Source organism: Mesorhizobium sp. ES1-1, assembly GCF_020164785.1.
Classification (GTDB): Bacteria; Pseudomonadota; Alphaproteobacteria; order Rhizobiales; family Rhizobiaceae; genus Mesorhizobium.
This window is the reverse complement of sequence record NZ_JAIUGX010000002.1, coordinates 107,223-129,170: the sequence shown is the minus strand read 5'-3', so window position 1 is coordinate 129,170 and position 21,948 is coordinate 107,223. Positions and strand designations below refer to the sequence as shown.

Annotated in this window: 15 protein-coding genes and 1 tRNA gene; 4 read left to right on the top strand and 12 right to left on the bottom strand. The window is 61.4% G+C overall.

Annotation, left to right across the window (positions count from 1 at the left end; translation table 11 throughout):
• Positions 1-9: 9 nt before the first annotated feature.
• The 3 genes from betB (at position 10) to LB513_RS03355 (ending at position 2,047) form a co-directional block, all read left to right on the top strand.
• Positions 10-1,473, top strand: coding sequence for a betaine-aldehyde dehydrogenase (gene betB / locus LB513_RS03365; protein WP_224662048.1), 1,464 nt, complete (start codon positions 10-12; stop codon positions 1,471-1,473).
• A 118-nt stretch (positions 1,474-1,591) separates the two neighbouring features.
• Positions 1,592-1,668: transfer RNA gene (locus LB513_RS03360), tRNA-Pro, on the top strand.
• Between the two features lie 202 nt (positions 1,669-1,870).
• Positions 1,871-2,047 (top strand): hypothetical protein, encoded by a 177-nt coding sequence (locus LB513_RS03355; protein ID WP_224662047.1) that lies wholly within the window; start codon positions 1,871-1,873, stop codon positions 2,045-2,047.
• 8 nt (positions 2,048-2,055) lie between these two features.
• Here LB513_RS03355 and LB513_RS03350 read toward each other — a convergent pair whose 3' ends face one another.
• Positions 2,056-2,592 (bottom strand): DUF922 domain-containing protein, encoded by a 537-nt coding sequence (locus LB513_RS03350; RefSeq protein WP_224662046.1) that lies wholly within the window; start codon positions 2,590-2,592, stop codon positions 2,056-2,058.
• 215 nt (positions 2,593-2,807) lie between these two features.
• Between LB513_RS03350 and LB513_RS03345 the strand changes: the two genes are divergently transcribed.
• Positions 2,808-3,152, top strand: coding sequence for a hypothetical protein (locus LB513_RS03345; RefSeq protein WP_224662045.1), 345 nt, complete (start codon positions 2,808-2,810; stop codon positions 3,150-3,152).
• A gap of 37 nt (positions 3,153-3,189) precedes the next feature.
• Here the strand turns inward: LB513_RS03345 and LB513_RS03340 are convergent, their stop codons facing one another.
• The 11 genes from LB513_RS03340 to LB513_RS03290 all read right to left on the bottom strand — a co-directional run bounded on the left by LB513_RS03340 (position 3,190) and on the right by LB513_RS03290 (position 21,828).
• A complete protein-coding gene (locus tag LB513_RS03340; protein ID WP_263481942.1) occupies positions 3,190-4,824 on the bottom strand; it encodes an ABC transporter ATP-binding protein in 1,635 nt (544 codons plus the stop codon).
• Entirely contained in the window at positions 4,824-5,945 is a 1,122-nt protein-coding gene (locus tag LB513_RS03335) for an ABC transporter permease (RefSeq protein WP_224662044.1), read from the bottom strand. The genes LB513_RS03340 and LB513_RS03335 overlap by 1 nt, the downstream gene beginning before the upstream one ends.
• Entirely contained in the window at positions 5,938-6,861 is a 924-nt protein-coding gene (locus LB513_RS03330; RefSeq protein WP_224662043.1) for an ABC transporter permease subunit, read from the bottom strand. The genes LB513_RS03335 and LB513_RS03330 overlap by 8 nt, the downstream gene beginning before the upstream one ends.
• A gap of 161 nt (positions 6,862-7,022) precedes the next feature.
• Positions 7,023-8,615: a peptide ABC transporter substrate-binding protein gene (locus LB513_RS03325; RefSeq protein ID WP_224662042.1), complete on the bottom strand. Its 1,593-nt coding sequence runs from the start codon at positions 8,613-8,615 to the stop codon at positions 7,023-7,025.
• Positions 8,616-8,889: 274 nt separating this feature from the next.
• Entirely contained in the window at positions 8,890-10,515 is a 1,626-nt protein-coding gene (locus tag LB513_RS03320) for an alpha-glucosidase family protein (protein WP_224662041.1), read from the bottom strand.
• Between the two features lie 14 nt (positions 10,516-10,529).
• Positions 10,530-12,515, bottom strand: a complete 1,986-nt coding sequence (glgX, locus tag LB513_RS03315) for a glycogen debranching protein GlgX (protein WP_224662040.1) — start codon at positions 12,513-12,515, stop codon at positions 10,530-10,532.
• Between the two features lie 130 nt (positions 12,516-12,645).
• Positions 12,646-14,274, bottom strand: coding sequence for an alpha-D-glucose phosphate-specific phosphoglucomutase (locus LB513_RS03310; RefSeq protein ID WP_224662039.1), 1,629 nt, complete (start codon positions 14,272-14,274; stop codon positions 12,646-12,648).
• A gap of 3 nt (positions 14,275-14,277) precedes the next feature.
• The gene (glgA, locus tag LB513_RS03305; protein ID WP_224662038.1) at positions 14,278-15,723 is read right to left on the bottom strand and encodes a glycogen synthase GlgA; all 1,446 of its coding nucleotides are present in this window, start codon (positions 15,721-15,723) and stop codon (positions 14,278-14,280) included.
• Positions 15,724-15,726: 3 nt separating this feature from the next.
• The gene (glgC, locus tag LB513_RS03300) at positions 15,727-16,992 is read right to left on the bottom strand and encodes a glucose-1-phosphate adenylyltransferase (protein ID WP_224662037.1); all 1,266 of its coding nucleotides are present in this window, start codon (positions 16,990-16,992) and stop codon (positions 15,727-15,729) included.
• 34 nt (positions 16,993-17,026) lie between these two features.
• Complete coding sequence (gene glgB, locus LB513_RS03295) at positions 17,027-19,240, bottom strand: 1,4-alpha-glucan branching protein GlgB (RefSeq protein ID WP_224662036.1); 2,214 nt, start codon at positions 19,238-19,240, stop codon at positions 17,027-17,029.
• 119 nt (positions 19,241-19,359) lie between these two features.
• Positions 19,360-21,828 (bottom strand): glycogen/starch/alpha-glucan phosphorylase, encoded by a 2,469-nt coding sequence (locus tag LB513_RS03290; RefSeq protein ID WP_224662035.1) that lies wholly within the window; start codon positions 21,826-21,828, stop codon positions 19,360-19,362.
• Positions 21,829-21,948 lie beyond the last annotated feature (120 nt).

The window sequence follows — 21,948 nt, the reverse complement described above, 5'->3', positions numbered from 1 at the left end:
GAGACCCCCATGCGCGCCCAACCCACGGCATCGCACTATGTCAACGGACGCTACATCGAGGATGAGCAAGGCTCGCCGCTGCCGGTTATCTATCCGGCAACGGGGGAAACCATCGCCATGCTACGTTCGGCGACGCCGAACGTGCTGGAATTGGCCATCGAGGCCGCGCGGGCGGCGCAGCCGGCCTGGGCGCGGCTGAAGCCGGTCGATCGGGGCCGCATCCTGCGCCGTGCCGCTGACATATTGCGCGCGCGCAATGCCGATCTTGCCCGTATCGAGACGCTGGACACAGGCAAGGCGATCCAGGAGACGCTGGTGGCGGACGCCCCCTCGGCAGCCGATTGCCTGGAATATTTCGGCGGCGCGGTCGCAGCCTATAATGGTGAATCCGTCGACCTCGGCGGCCCCTTCGCCTACACGCGGCGCGAGGCGCTCGGGGTCTGCGTCGGTACAGGCGCGTGGAACTATCCGATCCAGATCGCCGGCTGGAAGTCGGCTCCGGCGCTGGCCATGGGCAACGCCATGGTGTTCAAGCCATCTGAAAACACGCCGCTGTCGGCGCTGGCGCTTGCCGAAATCTACAGCGAGGCCGGCCTGCCGGATGGGCTCTTCAACGTGGTGCAGGGCTATGGCGATGTCGGCGCGGGCCTGGTCGGCCACGACGTCGTTGCCAAGGTTTCCGTGACCGGTTCGGTGGCGACCGGCCGCAAGGTGCTTTCGCTCGCCGGCTCGAAGATGAAACATGCAACGATGGAACTCGGCGGCAAATCGCCGCTGATCGTCTTCGACGATGCCGACATCGAAAACGCCATTGGCGGCGCCATGCTTGGTAATTTCTATTCGACAGGCCAGATCTGTTCCAACGGCACGCGCGTCTTCGTGCAGAGCGGCATCCATGATCGCTTCGTCGACCGGCTGGTCGAGCGGACCAAGAAAATCCGCATCGGCGATCCACTCGACCCCGAAACCCAGATGGGCCCGCTGGTGTCGAAAGCACAGCACGAGAAGGTCGTCGCCTATATCGGCATCGGCAAACAGGAGGGCGCTGTCCTGGCATGCGGTGGCAAAATCCCCTCGCTGCAAGGCTTCGATGGCGGCTTCTTCGTCGAACCCACCATCTTCACTGGCGTGAAAGACACCATGCGCATCGCACGTGAAGAGATCTTCGGACCGGTGATGAGCGTGCTGAAATTCGATGGCGAGGACGAGGTGATCGACCGCGCCAACAGCACCGAGTTCGGCCTCGCCGCCGGCGTGTTCACGCGCGACCTGGCGCGTGCGCACCGTGTCATCGCCGAGTTGCAGGCCGGCACTTGCTGGATCAATGCCTACAATCTGACACCGGTGGAAATCCCGTTCGGCGGCGTCAAACAATCCGGCATCGGTCGCGAAAATTCGCTGGCAGCACTCGCCCTCTATTCGCAGTTGAAGTCGATTTATGTCGAGACCGGCGACGTCGTCAGTCCTTACTAACACGCCTCCATTGGGTACCAAGCCACGTGCCGCCGAAGGCCAATGAAATGCGACACAAGGCCGGCCATTGCCGCTTGCAGGAATGGAGTATGGCGGCTATAAGCCCGCGGTCTGGTCACGGAGTGTAGCGCAGCCTGGTAGCGCACCTCGTTCGGGACGAGGGGGTCGCAGGTTCAAATCCTGCCACTCCGACCAGAAAAACAGATAGCAAGCGGTCTGTTTAACCCGATACCTCGCATTGCAAGACGGTTCCCCGCGGCGGGCAGAGCCGGTCTCAAAGACCCATCCCAAAGAATTAAACGTCTCGGTCGTCAGCCGATCACAGCAATGTTCATAGCATTGCAACAATTTATTGGCATTGTGCCACGGTTGTTCATGAGATCCCCACGGAGCCGCGATGACGATACGGGTCAAGCTTCCAGGCGGAACTTTGAAAGTGAAGGCCTATCGCGAATTGCGCGCGCATGAGCGGGAGAGGCGTGTTCCCGTCATGAAGATTGGCGCCCTCTACCTCATCTGGTGGTCGAACCGGCGGCGGCCGCCTCCCGCGCCTGATATCGGTGGAGACACGTGACGCGGCATTCAGTATAGGGTGCCACCCTGTTTGACACCATTGTCGGTCTCGGCGTCGTAGTCGTCATTGGTTTTTTGCATCTTATTGTATCCATCCTGGGTGACAGCGGCCGCATCACGCAAGAAGATGTCGCATGGCCGGGACAGCGTACTGAGACTTCTATCGAGATCCCTGGCAGTCGATTTATAGAGTTTCACGTGCCCGTTCTCGTGAACGATCACGCCAGCCAGAAATCTCTCCCACTTGGCTCGGATCTCAGGCGAAACCTCCGTGGCGAGCTTCGGCAGCAACACAACCAACTTTAACGAGACGTCGACACTTGTCATCGAGCATCTTTTCCCGAGCTTTCTCCAAGTGTGGTTGACCGAAGCGTCCCAGTGAGTTTCCGCGTCAAAACTGGGATGCGCGCGCCTCAGATTCTCGTACAGTTGCGGAATGGAAGTTCCCGAGACGGCAAAATATTCAGTTTTCTGCGTCACCCTCAAACGGGCATCCGCAGGCTGCGGGGTCATGCCGAGCACCACGAGATTGATGAGAAAAAACATGGCCGCGTGGCTGTATATCAATTGATTTGACCCTCCCGTCGGACCCCTTGCTCTCCAATCAGATTAGTATCGCCGTTAGCGGGCAAGACAAGTGGCGGTATGAAATTCAGACCGTTAGAACCGATCGTGGGCAGAATGTCGTTTGACGGGGCATGTGAGCTGGCCTACCTCCTTCGAAACGGCCGCTGGGCGAGCGGCGCCGGAGCGAGATTGAAATGAGATTCCCGTCTATCGGAGCCTATCCGGCCACTCTCCTCATCACTCTCTCTGTTCTCGGCGGCTGCTCTTCGATCGGCACCTCGATCAATCCGGCGAAATATGACGGAATGAGTTGCACCGAACTCAACAGCGCGCTTGGCGACAATGCGCGCGCGATCTCGCAAACCGCTGTCACCAGAGGCAAGGTCGCGAACACCAACGTTCCGCGCTGGGTGCCCGGAGGCTCGCGTGTCAAAGGCGCCGTCGCAGCTCGGGAAACGACCAGGATCGAGCGGCTGAAGCAGCAGCAGGATGCCATCATCGCGGCGCGTTCACACAAGTGCCCTGGTTCAGCGGGCTGAACCGACGGGCAGACGGCGTGAGCTTGTGTCGGCCACCTCAGGCGCTCAGGCGAAAGCGCGTGACGTCGATCGCAGCGGCCATCAGCGTCTGCGTATAGGCTTGCTTTGGGTTGCTGAAGATCGCTTCCGTCGGTCCCTCCTCGACAATCTTGCCGTGCTTCATGACGATGATGTAGTCGGCCATGGCGCGGACGACCTTTAGGTCGTGACTGATGAAGAGATAGGACAGTTCGTGGTCGGCCTGCAGCTTGCGCAGGAGTTCGACGATCTGTTTTTGCACCGAGCGGTCAAGCGCGGAAGTCGGCTCGTCCAGCACCACGAGCTTTGGCTTCAGGATCATAGCTCGCGCGATGGCGATGCGCTGCCGCTGTCCGCCGGAAAATTCGTGTGGGTAGCGGTTGCGCGCGTTGGGATCGAGGCCCACTTCCAGCAAGGCCGCGACGGCGCGCTGATCGCGCTGGTTTCCCGACAGATGGGGCTCATGCACCAGAAGCCCTTCGGTGACGACCTGACCGACGGTCATGCGCGGAGAGAGGGAGCCGAACGGATCCTGGAAGACGAGCTGCATCTCGCGGCGTAGCGGTCGCATCGCCCGGCGGTCGGCCTGCGAAATGTCGCGATCACCGAACCGGATCACCCCGTCGCTCGGCAGTAGCCGCAATAGGGCGCGGCCAAGCGTCGATTTGCCTGAGCCCGATTCACCGACAATGCCGATAGTCTGGTTGCGCTGCAGCCGGATCGAAATGTGGTCGACGGCACGCAGCATCAGCGGCTCGCCGGCGAGAAAGCCGCCGCCTATCTTGAACGTCACTTCGACATTCCTGCCTTCGAGCAGGACCGGAGCGTTCGCGGGCGGCGGGGACTTGGTTCCGGTCGGTTCGGCGGCCAGGAGCATCTTGGTATAGGCATGTTGAGGATTGAGGAAGATCGCTTCCGCCTCACCCTCCTCGACCACCTCGCCCTGGCGCATGACATAGACCCGGTCGGCGAAGCGCCGGACGATGCCGAGATCATGCGTGATGAAGACGATCGCCATGCCGAGCTTGCGCTGCAATTCGGCCAAAAGCGCCAGGATCTGCGCCTGTATGGTGACATCGAGCGCCGTCGTCGGCTCGTCGGCAATCAGAATATCAGGGTCGTTGGCGAGCGCCATGGCGATCATGACGCGCTGGCGCTGCCCGCCCGACATTTCGTGCGGACAGGATTTCATGCGCCGCTCGGGGTCGGGAATATGCACCAGCCTTAGCAGCTTCAGCGCCTCTTCGCGAGCCTCGGCGGCATTCAGGCCGCGATGCCGGCGGATCGGTTCGATCAGCTGGTTGCCGATCGAATAGAGCGGATCGAGCGAGGTCATCGGCTCCTGGAATATCATGCTGATCCTCGCGCCGCGTACCTTGTTCAGCTCGGATTTGCTCAACGTCAAAAGGTTGCGGCCGCGATAGTCGACGCTGCCCGTGGCCGCGCCGTTCGAGGCCAGCAGGCTCATAGCGGCCATCATGGTCTGGCTCTTGCCGGAGCCGGATTCGCCGACCACGGCAACGGTTTCTCCGGCATTGACATGGATATTGATGCCCTTGACCGCCTCGACCGCGCCATCGAGCGTACGAAAGCGGACGCGCAGGTCCTTGACGCTGAGGATCGTTTCGGGTGCTTCCAATTTAGCGATCGCCATTATCGATCTCTCGGGTCGAGCGCGTCGCGCAGGCCATCGCCGACGAAGTTGAGGGCAAACAGCGTCGAAACCAGGAAAAAAGCCGGGAAAAGCAAGAGCCAGTTGGCGGTGCCGATGTTCTTGGCGCCGACCGAGATCAGAACACCCCAACTGGTCATCGGCTCCTGAACGCCTAGCCCGAGAAACGACAGGAAACTTTCCAGGATAATGACCTGCGGCACCAGCAGCGTCATGTAGATCACCACCGGGCCGAGCAGGTTAGGGATGACGTGGCGCATCAGGATGCCACGCTGGCCGACCCCCATCGCCTCCGCCGCCTGGACATATTCCTGGCGGCGGATCGATAGCGCCTGGCCGCGCACGATGCGCGCCATGTCGAGCCAAAGTACGGCTCCGACTGCCAGGAACATCAGCACAAAGTCACGGCCGAAGAACACGACCAGCATGATGACGAAAAAGATGAAGGGCAAGGAATAGAGCACGTCGACGATGCGCATCATCACCTCGTCGACCTTGCCGCCGGCCAAGCCCGCGGCAGCGCCGTAGAGCACACCAATCAGGACCGCCACCACGCCAGCGAGCAGTCCGATGGCGAGTGAGATGCGGCCGGCCATCAGCGTGCGCGCCAGAAGATCGCGCCCGGTGTTGTCGGTGCCGAACAGGAAATATTGCTGCTTGACCGAGGCGCTCATAGTTACTTCGAGGCCGTCGGGCGATTTGTTCTCGATCCTGGTATTATCGAAGGCATCGGAACGGTCGAGGTAGCGGATGTTGCGGTCGTCGATCGGCTTGGTCGAAGTGACGGTCACGAAGACCTGGCTGCCTTGCTGGTGCCACTCCTTGATATCGACGCGCATACGCCTGATCGCATCGGTGAGTGCGCCCTGGATCATGTCGGGTTTGGGGTAGGCCGACAGGCTCGGCGGCATGCGCACATAGTCGGCATAGATGGTCGTGTATTGATGCGGCACGAACCATGGACCGCCGATGCTTATCATCGCGATCAAGGCGAGGTAGCACAGGCTGAACATGGCGGCGCGATTGGCCTTGAGCCGAGCCCAGGCGTCACCCCAGAGCGAGCGGCCAACAATGGCGGGTGCCGTGGCTGCGATATCAGTCATAGCGCACCCTCGGGTCGACGACCGCGTACATCACATCGACGATCAGGTTGAACAGGATGGTGAAGATGGCGATCACCACCACCGTGCCCATGACCAGCGTGTAGTCGCGGTTTAGCGCAGCATCGACGAAATAACGGCCAACGCCCGGGATCGAGAAGATCGTCTCGACAATGACCGAACCGGTGAGCAGGGCCGCGGCAGCCGGTCCCGTGAAAGAGACGATCGGCAGGATAGCGCCGCGCAACGCATGCTTGACCACGACCGACCAGTCGGAGAGGCCAAGCGCGCGCGCCGTGCGAATATGATGAGAGCGCAGAGATTCGATCATCGAGCCGCGCATCAGGCGGGCGACGATGGCGATCTGCGGCAGCGCCAGCGTCAGGATGGGACCAATCTTGTTGACGAGGGCGCCATCGCCCCAACCGCCGATCGGCAGCAGCCTCCAGCTCAATCCGAACAGAAGCTGGATCAATGGGGCGATAACGAAGGTGGGAATAGTGCTTCCGGCCGTCGCCACCGCGATGACCGTATAGTCGCCCAGCCTGTTCTGGTTGAGCGCGGCAATGGTGCCGAGCACGCTACCCAGCAGCAGCGCCAGGAGCAGCGCCGAAGCGCCGAGCTGGATCGAAATGGGCAGGCCCTTGGCGAACAGCTCGGTAACGGTGAAATCCGGCATGTTGTAGCTCGGCCCGAAATTGCCGCGCAGCAGATTGCCGAGATAGTGGACGAATTGCAGCCACAGCGGATCGTTAAGGCCGAACTGGGCTTCGAGATTGGCCTTGATCTCCGGGCTCAGCCCCCTCTCCTGGTTAAACGGCCCTCCTGGCGCGACGCGGATCAGGAAGAACGCCATCGTCACGATGACGAACAGCGTCGGGATGGCTGTCAGAAGCCGCCGGAAGACGTATCGCAGCATCGGTGCCCCGCTTGATCCGGAGTCCGATCGCCCATATGGGCGATCGCGATCCAGCCTTCAGATGCTCGCGCCGGCTTTCGGAAAATCGATATCGCTTCCGGGCCGATGCGTCGGCAAACCAGACCGCCACGCACTCGAGTGAGCTGCGGTCCGGCCAAGGATCAGTCCTTGGAAATGAAGCGAGACGGATGGACGTCCATCACATTGTCGGTGAAGCCGTGCAGCTTCGAAGAGACGATGTCGTGGTAGCTGTAATAGAGGAGCGGGATCTGGCCGACCTCGTCGATGAGGACCCGTTCGGCAGCGGACAAATCCTTCATACGCTCTTCCGGCTTTCCGCCTGAGGCGGCGGCCTTATTCATGGCCTCCTCGTATTTCGGGCTGTCGTAGTTCGAATAATTGTTGCCGCTCGCCTTGCGCGAGATGCCGAGGAAGGTTTCTGGATCCTTGTAGTCGGCGATCCACGCGGCGCGCGCCAAATCATAATCGCCCTTCTGCTCCAGAAAGGAATAGTGGGTCTTGGTGTCGGTATTGAGGAGCGTGACGTCGACGCCAAGCGGCTTCAATTGTTCCTGGATGGCGACCGCCGTATTCTTGTGATTTTCCGAGGTGTTGTAGCGGATTTCCATCTTCAGAGGCTTCTCGGGAGTGTAGCCGAGCTTCTCGAGAACCTTCTTGGCCGCGTCCTCGCGGTCGATCTGAGACATGTCGGCAAACTTGGCCATCGCCGGCGTATAGCCCTCGATGCCGGGTGGCACCATCGAGTAGCCGGGCAGCATGGCGTTCTGCCAGACCTTCTCCGCCAGGAAGTCGCGATCGATCGCCATCGAAATGGCGTTGCGCAGTTCGGGATTGTCCCAGGGTGCCTTGTCGGTCTTGATGGCATAGTAGTAGGTGCCGAGCTGAGGCCCGACGCGTATCTGATCGCCGAATTTGGTTTTCAGGTCAGCGAGCTGTTCTGTCGGAAGGTCGTCATAGCTGTCCAGTTCGCCTGCCTCGAAGCGCTTCATTGCCGAGGAGCGGTCTTCGGTCGGGATGTAGTTGACGACGTCGAACTTGACCGTCCCGGCTTCCCAGAATTTCGGATTCTTGACCAGCTTCATATGGTCGTTGGGAACCCATTCTGCCAACGTGTAGGCGCCATTCGAGACGAGGTTGCCCGGCTTGATCCAGTCGGCGCCGAGCTTCTCGATGGACGCCTTGCTGACCGGATAGGACGCTTGATGCGTCAGCATTTCGAGGAAATAGGGCGTCGGCGCCTTGAGCGTCACTTCCAGCGTTCCGGCGTCGATCGCTTTGACGCCCATGTCCTCCGGCTTGCCCTTCTTGGTGTTCACTTCCTCGGCATTCTTGATGGGATAGAGCATGGAAGCGTATTCGGCGCCGGTCGCCGGATCCTCAAGGCGACGAAAGGAGTAGACGAAGTCGTCCGCCGTCACCGGGCTGCCATCCGACCAGACGCCGTCCTTGCGCAGCTTGAACGTATAGACCGTGCCGTCGTCGGAAACCGTCCAGCTTTCGGCCGCACCTGGAATGAGGTTCGCCTTCTCATCCTGCATGACAAGGCCCTGGAACAAGTCACGCAAGACGTTGGCTTCATAGACCGTCGAGGTCTTGTGTGGGTCCACCGATTCCGACTCTGCGGCGGTGCCTCTGTTGTAAACTGTCTCGGCGAAGGCAGGCGCACTGAATGCGCCGGAAGCTAAAGTCATGGTCGTGGCGAACACCGTCGCCTTCAGCATGTTTTTCAGCATGAAGTTCTCCCTGTCGGCGCGGCCACCGGCGCGCCTTGAGTGTTGACGCCCTGGATCCAATGTCTGGTCCTTCGAGCGCGCCGTCGGTTCCCTTCCCGCGGCTGGTGCCCAAACACTAACGTGGAGAATTTTTATTTCAACACACTCTCTGAGTCACCCAAAGTAAGGCCTTCTCCGTGATGTGCCGGGGTGGCGTCAGGCAATGTGAGGCATTTCGGCTGTTCGCCGATTAGTGCAGACGTCGTACCCTGTGTATTTGGCGCTAAATCCTCTGTCAGTCGAACCGTCCAAGGAAGCAGGCCAGCGCCTGCAGCGAGAGGGTGGTCTGACCGACGATATCGGCCTCGCCATGGAGCTTGGTGAGCGAGCGGATGTCGTCGGGCAGCCGCCAATCGGCGGCCGAAGTGCCAAAATTGAAGACACAGAGCAAGTTTTCGCCGCCGCCGACACGCACAAAGGCAAGCACGTCGCCCTCCGCATCGAGCAGGCGGAGCGAGCCCGTCGCCAACGCCTCATGTTCCCTGCGCATAGCTAGAGCGTCACGATAGAATGCGAGAATCGAGGCGGTGTCGGCATTCTGGACATCGACGGCACGGATTGCATGGCTCGTAGGCACCGGCAGCCAGGGCTTGCCCGTCGAAAAGCCTGCATTTTGGGCGCCCGCCTGCCAGACCATCGGCGTGCGGCAACCGTCCCTCCCCTTGAGGCCCGGCCAGAAGCGGATGCCAACTGGGTCGCGCAGATCCTCATAATTCAGTACGGCCTCCTCAAGGCCCAGCTCCTCGCCCTCGTAAAGGCAGATAGATCCGCGCAGGCAACACAACAGCAGGATCGAGAACCTTGCGACCACGTCCGGATCGCCGCCCGGCGTTGTCCAGCGACTGACATGGCGCACCACGTCGTGATTGGAGAACGCCCAGCAGACCCAGCCATCGGCCACGGAGGTTTCGAAAGCCTCGACGCAGTCGCGCACATGCGAAGCGGAAAACTGCGGCCCAAGCAGATCGAAGGTGTAGCACATATGCAGCTTGTCGCCGCCCGTTGTGTAGGCGGCCAAAGTTTGCAGCGAGCGGCCTTCGTCGCCGATCTCTCCAACGGCGGCCCGATCGTCATATTCATCGAGCATGGCGCGGAAGCGCTTGAGGAAGTCCAGGTTTTCCGGCTGTGTCTTGTCAAACAGATGTTCCTGGTAAAGGTATGTGCTGGCCTCGGTATTGGTGCCGGCAACGCTCGATGCCAAAGGCGGGTTGCTGCGCAGCCATCGGTCGTGGACGTAGTAATTGACCGTATCCAGCCGGAAGCCGTCGACGCCACGGTCCAGCCAGAAGCGGACCGTGTCCAGCAGCGCGTCCTGCACCTCCAGATTGTGGAAATTCAGGTCGGGCTGCGAGGCAAGGAAATTATGCAGATAGTATTGCTTGCGGGTCGAATCCCATTCCCATGCCGGTCCGCCGAACACGGAGAGCCAGTTGTTGGGGGCGTTGCCATCGGGTTTGGCATCGGCCCAGACATACCAGTCCGACTTGGGGTTGGTCCGGCTGGCCCGGCTTTCGAAGAACCAGTTATGGCTTTCGGATGTATGTGACAGCACCTGATCGATGATGACCTTCAGACCGAGCCGGTGTGCCTCGGCGACCATCTCATCGAAGTCCTGCAAAGTGCCGAACATCGGGTCGACCGCGCGATAATCCGATACGTCGTAACCCATGTCGGCCATCGGCGACTTGAAGAAGGGCGATAGCCAGATGGCATCGACCCCAAGCGAGGCGACATGCGCCAGCCTCGACGTTACGCCGCGCAGGTCGCCGCTGCCGTCGCCTGTCGTGTCCTGAAAGGAGCGCGGGTAGATTTGGTAAATGACGCAACCGCGCCACCACGGCGTATTCTCACTTGCCGCCATGGCGGGTTCTCCTTTCAGCTGACGTGCGCGACGTTTCGCTCGATCATGAATGTGACTTTGCGTCCCGGAACCGGCCGCGAGATGTTCTGACCGGCATCTATGGCTGGTTCCCAGGAAAAGCCATCGCGCTGGGGCAGCGTGAACATGCAGGCACGGCGATCGCCATTGATGAGGACGGCAAAGCGCTCTCCCCGTGCCTGGGCGTCCATGACCATGACAAGTCGGTGCCGCCGCGGATCCTGCCAGTCCTGCTCGCCGAGCGGAGCACCTGTTTCTGTGAACCAGGCCACATCCGGCACGTCAGAACCAGCCGGTGGCCGGCCGGTCAGGAAGCTCGTTTGCGACAGGGCCGGCACCTTGCGGCGCATCGCGGCGAGAAGCGCGGTGTGCTGCTCCAGCACCTGGTCGCGCCCGCCCCAATCGAGCCAAGTGACGTCATTGTCCTGCGCATAGCCGTTGTTGTTGCCTTGCTGGGTACGGCCGAACTCGTCCCCGGCCGTCAGCATGATGGTACCGCGCGAGGCGAACAGCGTGGCCAGCAGCGCGTGCTGGTCTCGCAGGCGAGCCGACGCGATGGTAGGATCATCGGTAGCGCCCTCGATGCCGTTGTTCCATGACAGGTTTTCATCATGGCCGTCGCGATTGTGCTCGCCATTGGCCTCATTGTGCTTGTGCTCATAACGCAAGATATCGGCCAACGTCATGCCGTCATGGGCAGCAATGAAATTGACCGTGCGGCTGGCATGTTGCCCTGACCTGCCAAAGACATCGGACGAGCCGGCAAGCCGTGTCGCCAAAGCACCGACCATGCCCGCATCGCCACGCCAGAACCGCCTGACATCGTCGCGGTATTTGTCGTTCCATTCGAGGAAGGGCGGCTGAAAATTGCCCAGCTGATAACCGTCATGGCCGATGTCCCAAGGCTCGGCGATCAGCACGCGGTCGGCCAGCAGCGCATCCTCGCGCATTGCCCTCAACAATGGCGCGTCCGCTTTGAATATCCCATCGACCCGCCCCAGTATCGGGGCTAGATCGAAGCGGAAGCCATCGACGCCGGCGTGACTGACAAAATGACGAAGCGTGTCGAGGACCATTTCCGCGACGACCGGATGGTCGCAGGCAACCGTGTTGCCGGTACCGGTGTCATTGGCCAGCGCGCCGTCGGGCCGATGGCTGTAATAGACCTGATTATCGAGGCCGCGCAGCGACAGCGTTGGCCCGAGCCAATCGCTTTCGCCGGTATGGTTGAAGACGAGGTCGAGGATGGTGCCGATGCCGGCCTTGCGCAGCGCCTCTACCGTGTCCCGCAATTCGGCGATGCCCCCTGGCGCCAGGCGCGGATCGAGCGCCATGAACGTCACCGGATTGTAGCCCCAGGCATTGCGCAGTCCGAGTGGCGGCAAATGCCGCTCGTCGATCGACGCCGTCACCGGCATCAGTTCGACCGCGGAAACACCAAGCTTCACCAGGTGCTCGATGATAGCGGGATGGGCGAGCGCCGCGATCGTCCCGCGCTGCGCTTCCGGAATGTCCGGATGCAGCTTGGTGAAAGCGCGGACGTTGAGCTCGTAGATCAGGCCTCCTGGCCGGAAGACGGGCGCCAGAGACGGCACAGGCTCCGGCAGCCCGACCACGATTGCCTTGGGCATCAGCGGCGCGGTGTCAGCCCCCTCGCTCCGTTTGGCAGTCAATTGCCAGTGGTAGTGGTAGGGGCGGTCGATCTTAATGGCATAGGGATCGGTGAGCAGCTTGTCGGGATCGAACCACTGGCCCCGCTCCGGCGCGTAGTCGCCATCGGCGCGAAATCCATAGCGGGTCCCGGTTCCAAGGCCGGAGGCGAAGAGCGCATGGACCCCATTGCCTTCGGGCTGTAGTTCCAACCGATCGAGTTCGCGCGCTCCCTGCTCGTCGAAGATCGAGACCCAGAGGCGTCGGGCCGACGAGGACCAGGCAGCGAAGCGGGTGCCTTCTGGGATGACGGTAGCGCCGAGTTTGGTCACTTGAGATTATTGTCCAAGCTAGCGCGACGCACCCCCCTCTGACCTGCCGGCCAGAGGGGGATACAGCGCCATAGAGCAGCGATTGTTTCAGACGGCGCTCTTTGTGAGCTACGGAAACCCAGCGTCACCCTCAAGTAATCACGCTCGGCTTGGGACGGCCGGTGTTGCGATGGATCGCGGCGATATCATCGGCGGCGGCGATCAGGTCGGCAAGCGCGACCTGCGTGTCGAGATCATGCTTCGACCTGTCGGGCTCGTAGCGCTCGATATAGACGCGCAACGTCGCGCCAGACGTGCCGGTGCCCGAAAGCCGGAAGACAACGCGAGAGCCGCCTTCGAACAACACCCTGATGCCCTGATGCTCGCTGGTCGATCCGTCGACCGGATCGTGATAGGCGAAGTCATCGGCGCTGGCGACGGTCATGCCGCGCACGCTGGTGCCGGGCAGCGAACCGAGCTTGGCGCGGAGCTCGTCGATCAACGCGTTGGCGCGGCCGCTTTCGACCTCCTCATAGTCGTGGCGCGAGTAATAATTGCGCCCGTAAGTCGCCCAATGCTCGGTCACGATCTGCTTGCAGCTTTCGCCCCGCGCGGCGAGGATGTTGAGCCACAACAGCACGGCCCACAGGCCATCCTTTTCGCGCACATGGTTGGAACCGGTGCCGGCGCTTTCCTCGCCGCAGATCGTCGCCATGCCGGCATCGAGGAGATTGCCGAAGAACTTCCAGCCAGTCGGCGTTTCATACAGTCCGATGCCAAGTTTTTCGGCCACGCGGTCGGCGGCACCGCTTGTCGGCATCGAGCGGGCGATACCCTTCAAGCCGTCCTTGTAGCCCGGCGCAAGGCGGGCATTGGCGGCCAGCATGGCGACCGAGTCCGACGGGGTGACGAAGATGCCCTTGCCGATGATCAAATTGCGGTCGCCGTCGCCGTCGGAAGCAGCACCAAAGTCAGGCGCATCCGCACCCATCATCTCATCATAGAGGTGCTTTGCATGGACAAGGTTCGGGTCGGGATGATGGCCACCGAAGTCCGGCAGCGGTTTGAAATTGCGACAAGTGCCGTCCTGCGCGCCTAGGCGGTTCTCAAGGATCTCCTTGGCGTAGGGGCCCGTCACCGCATGCATCGCGTCGAAGCGCATGCGGAAGCCCGACTTGAACAGTTTGCGCAGCGCGTCGAAGTCGAACAGGCTTTCCATCAGTTCGGCATAGTCGGCGACCGGGTCGATGATCTCGACCGTCATGCCAGCGGCCTCGACCTTGCCGATCCTGTCGATGTCGATCGGATCGACATCGGCCGTCTTGAAGCTGGAGATCGTCTTGGTCTTTTCGAAGATCGCGTCGGTCAGCTTTTCAGGGGCGGGGCCGCCATTGCCGGCATTGTACTTGATGCCGAAATCCTCGTGCGGGCCGCCCGGATTGTGGCTGGCCGACAGGATAATGCCGCCGAAGGTCTGATATTTGCGGATGACGTGAGAAGCCGCCGGCGTCGACAGGATGCCGCCCTGTCCGACCATCACCTTGCCGAAGCCATTGGCCGCCGCCATGGCGATGGCCTTCTGGATGACCTCGCGGTTGTAAAAGCGCCCGTCGCCGCCGATCACCAGCGTCTTGCCCTCGAATCCCTCGAGCGCATCGAAGATCGACTGGATGAAGTTCTCGGCATAGTGCTCCTGCTGGAACACCGGCACCTTCTTGCGCAGGCCCGACGTGCCAGGTTTCTGATCGGAATAGGGTTTGGTGGGGACGGTCCGGATCATGCTTCAGGAAACCCTTCTCGAAAGCAGCGAACGATAAAGTTCAATGTATTTCTCTGCGCTTTTGTCCCACGACACCTCGGCCCTCATGCCCTGGCGCTGCAGGGCCTGCCAAACCGTAGGAGCATTATAAGCATCGACCAGACGGCGCATCGCATGCAGCAAGGCGCCGGCATTGTTGGGCGCGAAGTGGAAGCCGGTGGCGACGCCGGCCGAGAGCGCGGCTTCATTGGCATCAATGACCGTATCGGCGAGGCCACCGGTGCGGGCGACCACAGGGACGCAGCCATAGCGCAGGCCGTAAAGCTGTGTCAGCCCACAGGGCTCGAAGCGCGACGGAATGACGATCGCATCGCATCCACCCTGCATGATGTGCGAGAGCCCCTCGTCATAGCCGACGACGACGCCGATGCGGCCGCGATGGCGCGCCGCAGCGGCGAGCAGCGAACCTTCGAGACCCGCATCGCCTGCCCCCAAAACGGCAAGGCGCACGCCGGACCCGACGATGCCGTCGACGACAGTCGCAAGAATGTCCATGCCTTTCTGCCAGGTCAGGCGGCTGACGACGCAGACGATGGGGCTTTCGTCCCGATCGAGATTGAAGCGCTCCTCGACCGCCGCCCTGTTGGGCGCGCGCGCTTCCAGGGTCGCGGCCGTAAAGCCCGACACCAGATGCTTGTCGGTTTCCGGGTTCCAGATGTCGGTATCGATGCCGTTGACGATGCCGTGAAGATCGTTGGAGCGCATGTTGATGAGGCCGTCGAGACCCATGCCGAATTCGGGCGAGCGAATTTCCTGCGCGTAGGTCGGGCTCACGGTGGTTATTGCCCAAGCCGCCTGCAGCCCGGCCTTGAGGAAGCCGACTCCGCCGTAATATTCGACGCCGTCAAGCGCCATCGCCGCGGCTGGCAGTTCAAGCTCGCCAAAGATGCCAGCTCCGAACTGACCCTGGAATGCGAGGTTGTGCACTGTCATCATCGACGGCACGGCGACTGCCCGGCCGTAACGCATATAGGCGAGCGTCATGGCCGACTGCCAATCATGGGCGTGGACGATGTCGGGCTGGTAGCGTGCGATTGCGCCGCCGGCGATATCGCCGCCGACCTGGCTCAGCGCCGCGAAGCGCCGCCAATTGTCCGGCCAGTCCGCTCCCGACGGATTGCCGTAAGGGCCGCCGGGACGATCATACAGATGCGGCGCGTCGAGGACGAACAGGTCCAGCCCCGCAAGGCGCACCGCCTGCACCGACGCCTTGCCGCCTTGCAGAAGCGGATATTGCAGGACGGGTTTCTTTTTCTTGATCGCAGCCATCACGCTTGGAAAGCCGGGAATGAGCGTGCGCATGATGACGCCCTTGGCGGCAAGAGCGATGGGCAGCGCGCCGGTTACGTCGGCAAGCCCGCCAGTCTTGATCAGCGGGAAGATTTCGGGCGTAACCGACAGAACCTGCATGCGTCAGAGACCTAGCTTGTCGATCATGTCCTGGGTGACCAGGCAGATGCCCTTTTCGGAAAGCCGGAAGCGCTTGGCGTCGAGGACCGGGTCTTCGCCCACAACCAGACCTTCCGGTATCCTTACGCCGTGGTCGATGACGACGCGCTTCAATTTTGCGTTCCGGCCGACGTGAACGTCGGGCAGCATGACGACTTCTTCCAGCGTCGAATAGGAATTGATGCGCGCGCCGGTGAAAATCAGGCTTCTTTTCAACGATGCCCCGGACACGATGCAGTCGCCCGAGACCAGCGACGACACGGCCGACCCGCGGCGGCCATCCTCGTCATGGACGAATTTTGCCGGCGGCTTCAACTCGGCATAAGTCCAGATGGGCCAGTCCCGGTCGTAGAGATCGAGTTCAGGAGTGATATCGGTCAGGTCGATATTGGCTTCCCAATAGGCGTCGACGGTTCCCACATCGCGCCAGTAGGCTTCGTTTTCGGCGGTCGAGCGGACGCAGGATTTGGCGAAGCGATGAGCCACCGCTTTCCCATGCTCGACGATGTAGGGGATGATGTCCTTGCCGAAGTCGCGGCTCGACCCCGGTTCGGCGGCGTCACGGCGCAACTGGTCCATCAGGAACGTCGTCTTGAAGACGTAGATACCCATCGATGCCAGCGCAAGTTCAGGCTGGCCGGGAATGCCGGGCGGATCGGCCGGCTTTTCGATGAAGGAAATGATGTTGTCCTTGTCGTCGACATGCATGACGCCGAAGCCGGTTGCTTCCATGCGCGGCACTTCGAGACACCCGACCGTGACGTCGGCATTGGCGTCGACATGCTGGCGAAGCATCATTTCGTAGTCCATCTTGTAGATGTGGTCGCCGGCGAGGATCACCATGTATTCCGGGCCATAGGCCTCGATGATGTCGATGTTCTGGTAGACGGCGTCGGCCGTTCCCTCGTACCATTGGGTCTCCGACACGCGCTGGCTGGCCGGCAGGATGTCGAAGCTCTCATTTCGCTCCGGACGCAGGAAGTTCCAGCCACGCTGCAGATGGCGGATAAGCGAATGCGCCTTGTATTGCGTGGCGACCCCAAGACGGCGGATGCCGGAGTTCAGCGCGTTGGAAAGGGCGAAGTCGATAATGCGCGTCTTGCCGCCGAAATAGACGGCAGGCTTGGCGCGGCGGTCGGTCAGTTCCCTGAGGCGGCTGCCGCGGCCGCCGGCCAGGACATAGGCCATGGCATCGCGCGCCAGCGGCTGTGATCGTTTCGTTTCGGCCATCTCACCCTCCCAAAATCATCATTTCCGAAATGGCTCAGTCGGCGACAAGTTCAAGCATGATCGTCGCCAGCGGCGGCAAAAGCATTGTGGCAGAGACGCCGCCGCCGTGCTCGACCGCTTCGACCATCCCGCCATTGCCCTTGCCGGAACCGCCATAGTCGGCACCGTCGGTATTCATTATCTCGCGCCACTTTCCCGCCTTCGGCAAAGGCACGCGATAGTCGTCGCGCGGCACCGGCGTGAAATTGGAGATGACCGCCACCGGACTGCCGCCTGGCGCGTTGCGCAACCAGGCGAAAACCGAATTCTGGCTGTCATCGGCGATCAGCCAGGAGAACCCTTCCGGCTCGCAGTCTCGCCCATGCAGGGCCGGACGCGAGCGGTAGAGATAGTTGAGGTCGCGCACCGTTTGCCAGACACCTCGATGCTGCGGCGCATCGACCAGGTTCCAGTCGAGCGCGCGTGCCTCGCTCCATTCGCGCCGCTGCGCGAACTCCTGCCCCATGAACAACAGCTTTTTGCCGGGATACCCCCACATGAAGGCGTAGTAGGCGCGCAGGGTCGCGAATTTCTGCCAGTCGTCCCCTGCCATCTTGGTGAGCAACGTTCCCTTGCCGTGCACGACTTCGTCATGGGAAAGCGGCAGGACGAAGTTTTCCGAATAGGCATAGACCAAGCCGAAGGTGAGGTCATTGTGGTGGTGCTTGCGGTAGATCGGCTCCCTGGCGAAATATTCCAGCGTGTCGTGCATGAACCCCATGTTCCACTTGAAGCCGAACCCCAGCCCGCCTTCATGCACCGGTGCCGAGACCTTCGGCCATGATGTCGATTCCTCGGCTATGGTGATGACACCCGGATGATGGCCATAGACCTCCTTGTTCATCTTCCGCAGGAAGCTGACCGCCTCGAGGTTTTCCCGGCCGCCTTTTTCATTGGGAACCCATTCCCCGGCCTTGCGCGAATAGTCGAGGTAGAGCATCGAGGCGACGGCATCGACGCGCAGACCGTCGACATGATATTTTTCAGCCCAGAACAGCGCATTGTTGACCAGGAACGAGACCACCTCGCGGCGCCCGAAATTGTAGATCGCCGTGTTCCAGTCCGGATGGAAACCTTGGCGCGGATCGGCATGCTCATAGAGCGCCGTGCCATCGAAATGCGCCAGGCCGTGCTCGTCGACCGGGAAATGTGCGGGCACCCAGTCGAGAATCACACCGAGCCCTGCTCGATGAGCGCCGTCGACGAAACGGGCAAAGCCTTCAGGATCGCCGAAGCGGGCCGACGGCGCGTAGAGACCGGTCGTCTGATAGCCCCAGGATGGATCGTAGGGATGTTCGGAGATCGGCATGAACTCGATATGGGTGAAGCCGGTTTCGACGACGTAGGGAATCAACCTGTCGGCCAGTTCGTCCCAGGACAGGAAGGTTCCGTCGTCGCGAAGCTGCCAGGAGCCGGCATGGACCTCGTAGATCGAGATGGCTTCGCGCCGGGGATCGGCGTTGCGCCAGTAAGTGCGGTGCGCCTCGTCGCCCCATTCATGCGCCGGCGGCATGGCGACGACGGAGGCCGTCGCCGGGCGTAATTCCGACTTGAAGGCGAACGGATCGGCTTTCAATGGCAGCCTGACGCCATTGGGGCCGATGATCTCGTATTTGTAGGGATGGCCGGCGCCGATGTCTGGAATGAAGACTTCCCAGATCCCGGTATCACGGCGGTCGCGCATGGAATGCCGGCGACCATCCCATTGATTGAAATCGCCGACCACCGAAACGCGCCTCGCATTAGGGGCCCATACGGCGAAATGCACGCCCGAGGCACCCTCGTGCTCAAGCACATGCGCCCCGAGCTTGTCGAACAACCGAAGATGCGAACCTTCGGCAATGTAGTAGTCGTCCATCGGCCCAAGCACCGGACCGAAGGAATAGGGGTCGGTCAGCCACCAGTCGCCGCCGGCGTTCCTGGCGTGATAGCGCAGCGGCTGACGCTTGCGGATGGAAAGCCTGCCTTCGAAAAACCCGCCATCATCACGTCTGGACAGTTTACCCGCGACATTGCCGTCCAGCGTGTAGGCGGTAACGAATTCGGCGTGCGGAACAAAGCAGCGCGCAAAAAGAGCCTTGCCGACCTCATGGACGCCGAGAACCGCGAAAGGATCGCCATGCGTGCCGGCGACAATCGCCGCGACATCGCCGGCCGCCGCCGCTCCGTCCGGCCCGCCTGTCGCAGCGGTCACGCTCGGCTTCCTCATCAGGCCGTGTCCCTCCTCGGGCAGCAAGTGCTTGTTTTGTGCATGTCATTGCCATTAACCGCAACACGCTCGGGCAAGTTCCCGCACGCACCATATCATTCGCGCTTCATGCAATCACATCAGGCGGGTACGTTCCAGATTTCTTTCGCGTATTGACGGATCGTGCGGTCCGACGAGAACCAGCCGACGCGCGCAACGTTCCGGATCGCCTTTGCATACCAGTCCGGACTGTTGCGCCAGACGGCATCAACCTCGCGTTGCGCATCGGAATAGGCATCGAAGTCGGCGGCGACCATGAACCAATCGCTGTTGAAGAGACCGTTGATGAGCTCGCGATACCGCTCCGGATCGTCCGGTGAGAAAACGCCCGAGGAGACCGCGGCGAGTGCTTGCGAAAGCTCGGGCGAGCCTTCGATGACCGCGCGGGGATTGTAGCCATTATTACGCCGTTCGGCGACCTCGGCGGTGGTCAGCCCGAAGATGAAGATGTTGTCGTCGCCGACACATTCCTTGATCTCAACATTGGCGCCGTCCAGCGTGCCGATGGTGAGCGCCCCGTTCAGCGCGAACTTCATATTGCCGGTCCCGGACGCCTCCATGCCGGCGGTCGAGATCTGCTCAGACAGATCGGCGGCCGGCATCATGATTTCGGCCAGGCTGACATTGTAGTTCGGCACGAACACGATTTTCAGCAGGCCGCGCACGGCCGGGTCGCGATTGATGACCTTGGCAACGTCATTGGCGAGTTTGATGATCAGCTTGGCATTGTGGTAGCTCGGAGCCGCCTTGCCGCCGAAGAATTTCACCCTTGGCATCCAGTCGCGCTCGGGGTGCGAGCGGATCTGGTCGTAAAGCGAGATCGCCTCGAGGATGTTCAGAAGCTGGCGCTTGTATTCATGGATGCGCTTGATCTGGATATCGAACAGCGCCGAGGGGTCGACCTTTATCCCGAGGCGATCGGCAACAAGATTGGCCAGCCGCGCCTTGTTCTCTCGCTTGACGGCGGCGAACTTGTCGCGAAAGACGGCATCGTCAGCGAAGACATCGAGGCCCTTGATCGCATCGATGTCATCGAGGAAGTCATCGCCGATCGCCTCGCGGGCGAGCGTCGTCAGGCCGGGATTGCACTGGATCAGCCAGCGCCGCGGCGTGATGCCGTTGGTCTTGTTGTTGATGCGGTCTGGATAGAGCTTGTGCAGGTCGGCGAACACCGTTTCCTTCATCAGATCGGTGTGCAGCGCCGAGACACCGTTGATGGAGTGCGAGCCGACAAACGCGACATTGCCCATACGAACCCGGCGGTCGCCATTTTCCTGGATCAGCGAGATTCGGCTGATCTGCTCGTCGGAGAAATGATTGGTGGCGCGTGCCTCGAGAAGCACTTGCGCGTTGATGGCGTAGACGATCTGCATGTGGCGCGGCAGCAGCCGTTCGAACAGCGGCACGGGCCAGCTTTCCAGCGCTTCGGGCAACAGCGTGTGATTCGTGTAGCCGAAGGTGCGCTTGGTGATGTCCCAGGCGAGGTCGAAGTCCATGCCGTGGACATCCATCAGCAGACGCATCAGCTCCGGCACCGCAATGGCCGGGTGGGTGTCGTTGAGGTGGATCGCCGCCTTGTCGGGCAAAGACTGCAGATTGCCATATTGGCTGAGATGGCGCTGCAAGATGTCCTGCAGCGAGGCGGTGGAAAAGAAATACTCCTGGCGCAGCCTGAGCTCCTGCCCTGCCATGTGGGAATCGGCGGGATAAAGCACGCGCGACAGAGCGTCCGCCTTATTGCTTTCGGCCAGTGCGCCGATGTGGTCGCCGGCGTTGAACTTGCTGAGCAGGATCGGATCGATCGGCATGCCAGACCATAGCCGAAGCGTGTTGACGCGGTTTGCCCGCCAGCCGACCACCGGCGTGTCATAGGCGACGGCAAGGACATGCTCGATCGGTTTCCAGACATGACGCTCCAGCCGGCCATCCTTGGAGGTGATCGATTCCACCGAACCGCCGAAGCCGACATCGAAAGAACGTTCGCGACGCTCGAATTCCCAGGGGTTGCCGTGATCGAGCCAGGTTTCGGGCAGTTCGACCTGCCAGCCGTCATGGATCTCCTGCCTGAACATGCCGTTGGCGTAGCGGATGCCGTAGCCATGCGCGGGAATGTCGACCGTCGCCATGCTTTCCATGAAACAGGCGGCGAGCCGGCCTAGACCGCCATTGCCGAGGGCCGCATCGGGTTCCAGCGCGGCGATAAGGTCGAGGTCGACGCCGAGCGACGACAAGGCGTCGCGCATATTGTCCATCAGGCCCAGATTGGAGAAGGCATCGCGCATCAAGCGGCCGATGAGAAACTCCAGCGACAGATAGTAGACGCGCTTTTCCTGCTGCTCGTAGGCTTCCTTCGTCGCCTGCATCCAATGATCGACGATCCTGTCACGCACCACCATGATCGAGGCTGTCAGCCAGTCATACTGGGTCGCGACCGTGGTGTCCTTGCCAACCCTGTATTTGAGGGCGCGCAAGACTTCCGCCGCGAGCGTCTTCGGGTCCGGTTTTTCGAGTTCGGGTTGGGGAGCTTGAGATGTCATCGCGCGCGTCATGCTGCCTCTTGTGGGGTTGCCACGATCATACCGGCTTTCACCATTCCTTCCGGGCCATGCTAGCGCAATCCCTTATTTGCTCAATCGATTTAGATTCCTGCCAGCCGGCCTGCCCTGCGG

What these genes read in the sequence shown, in the direction of transcription:
- betB (WP_224662048.1), top strand. Translation starts at nt 10, where the DNA reads ATGCGCGCCCAACCCACGGCATCGCACTATGTCAACGGACGCTACATC.
- LB513_RS03355 (WP_224662047.1), top strand. Translation starts at nt 1,871, where the DNA reads ATGACGATACGGGTCAAGCTTCCAGGCGGAACTTTGAAAGTGAAGGCC.
- LB513_RS03350 (WP_224662046.1), bottom strand. Translation starts at nt 2,592, where the DNA reads ATGTTTTTTCTCATCAATCTCGTGGTGCTCGGCATGACCCCGCAGCCT.
- LB513_RS03345 (WP_224662045.1), top strand. Translation starts at nt 2,808, where the DNA reads ATGAGATTCCCGTCTATCGGAGCCTATCCGGCCACTCTCCTCATCACT.
- LB513_RS03340 (WP_263481942.1), bottom strand. Translation starts at nt 4,824, where the DNA reads ATGGCGATCGCTAAATTGGAAGCACCCGAAACGATCCTCAGCGTCAAG.
- LB513_RS03335 (WP_224662044.1), bottom strand. Translation starts at nt 5,945, where the DNA reads ATGACTGATATCGCAGCCACGGCACCCGCCATTGTTGGCCGCTCGCTC.
- LB513_RS03330 (WP_224662043.1), bottom strand. Translation starts at nt 6,861, where the DNA reads ATGCTGCGATACGTCTTCCGGCGGCTTCTGACAGCCATCCCGACGCTG.
- LB513_RS03325 (WP_224662042.1), bottom strand. Translation starts at nt 8,615, where the DNA reads ATGCTGAAAAACATGCTGAAGGCGACGGTGTTCGCCACGACCATGACT.
- LB513_RS03320 (WP_224662041.1), bottom strand. Translation starts at nt 10,515, where the DNA reads ATGGCGGCAAGTGAGAATACGCCGTGGTGGCGCGGTTGCGTCATTTAC.
- LB513_RS03310 (WP_224662039.1), bottom strand. Translation starts at nt 14,274, where the DNA reads ATGATCCGGACCGTCCCCACCAAACCCTATTCCGATCAGAAACCTGGC.
- glgA (WP_224662038.1), bottom strand. Translation starts at nt 15,723, where the DNA reads ATGCAGGTTCTGTCGGTTACGCCCGAAATCTTCCCGCTGATCAAGACT.
- glgC (WP_224662037.1), bottom strand. Translation starts at nt 16,992, where the DNA reads ATGGCCGAAACGAAACGATCACAGCCGCTGGCGCGCGATGCCATGGCC.
- glgB (WP_224662036.1), bottom strand. Translation starts at nt 19,240, where the DNA reads ATGAGGAAGCCGAGCGTGACCGCTGCGACAGGCGGGCCGGACGGAGCG.
- LB513_RS03290 (WP_224662035.1), bottom strand. Translation starts at nt 21,828, where the DNA reads ATGACGCGCGCGATGACATCTCAAGCTCCCCAACCCGAACTCGAAAAA.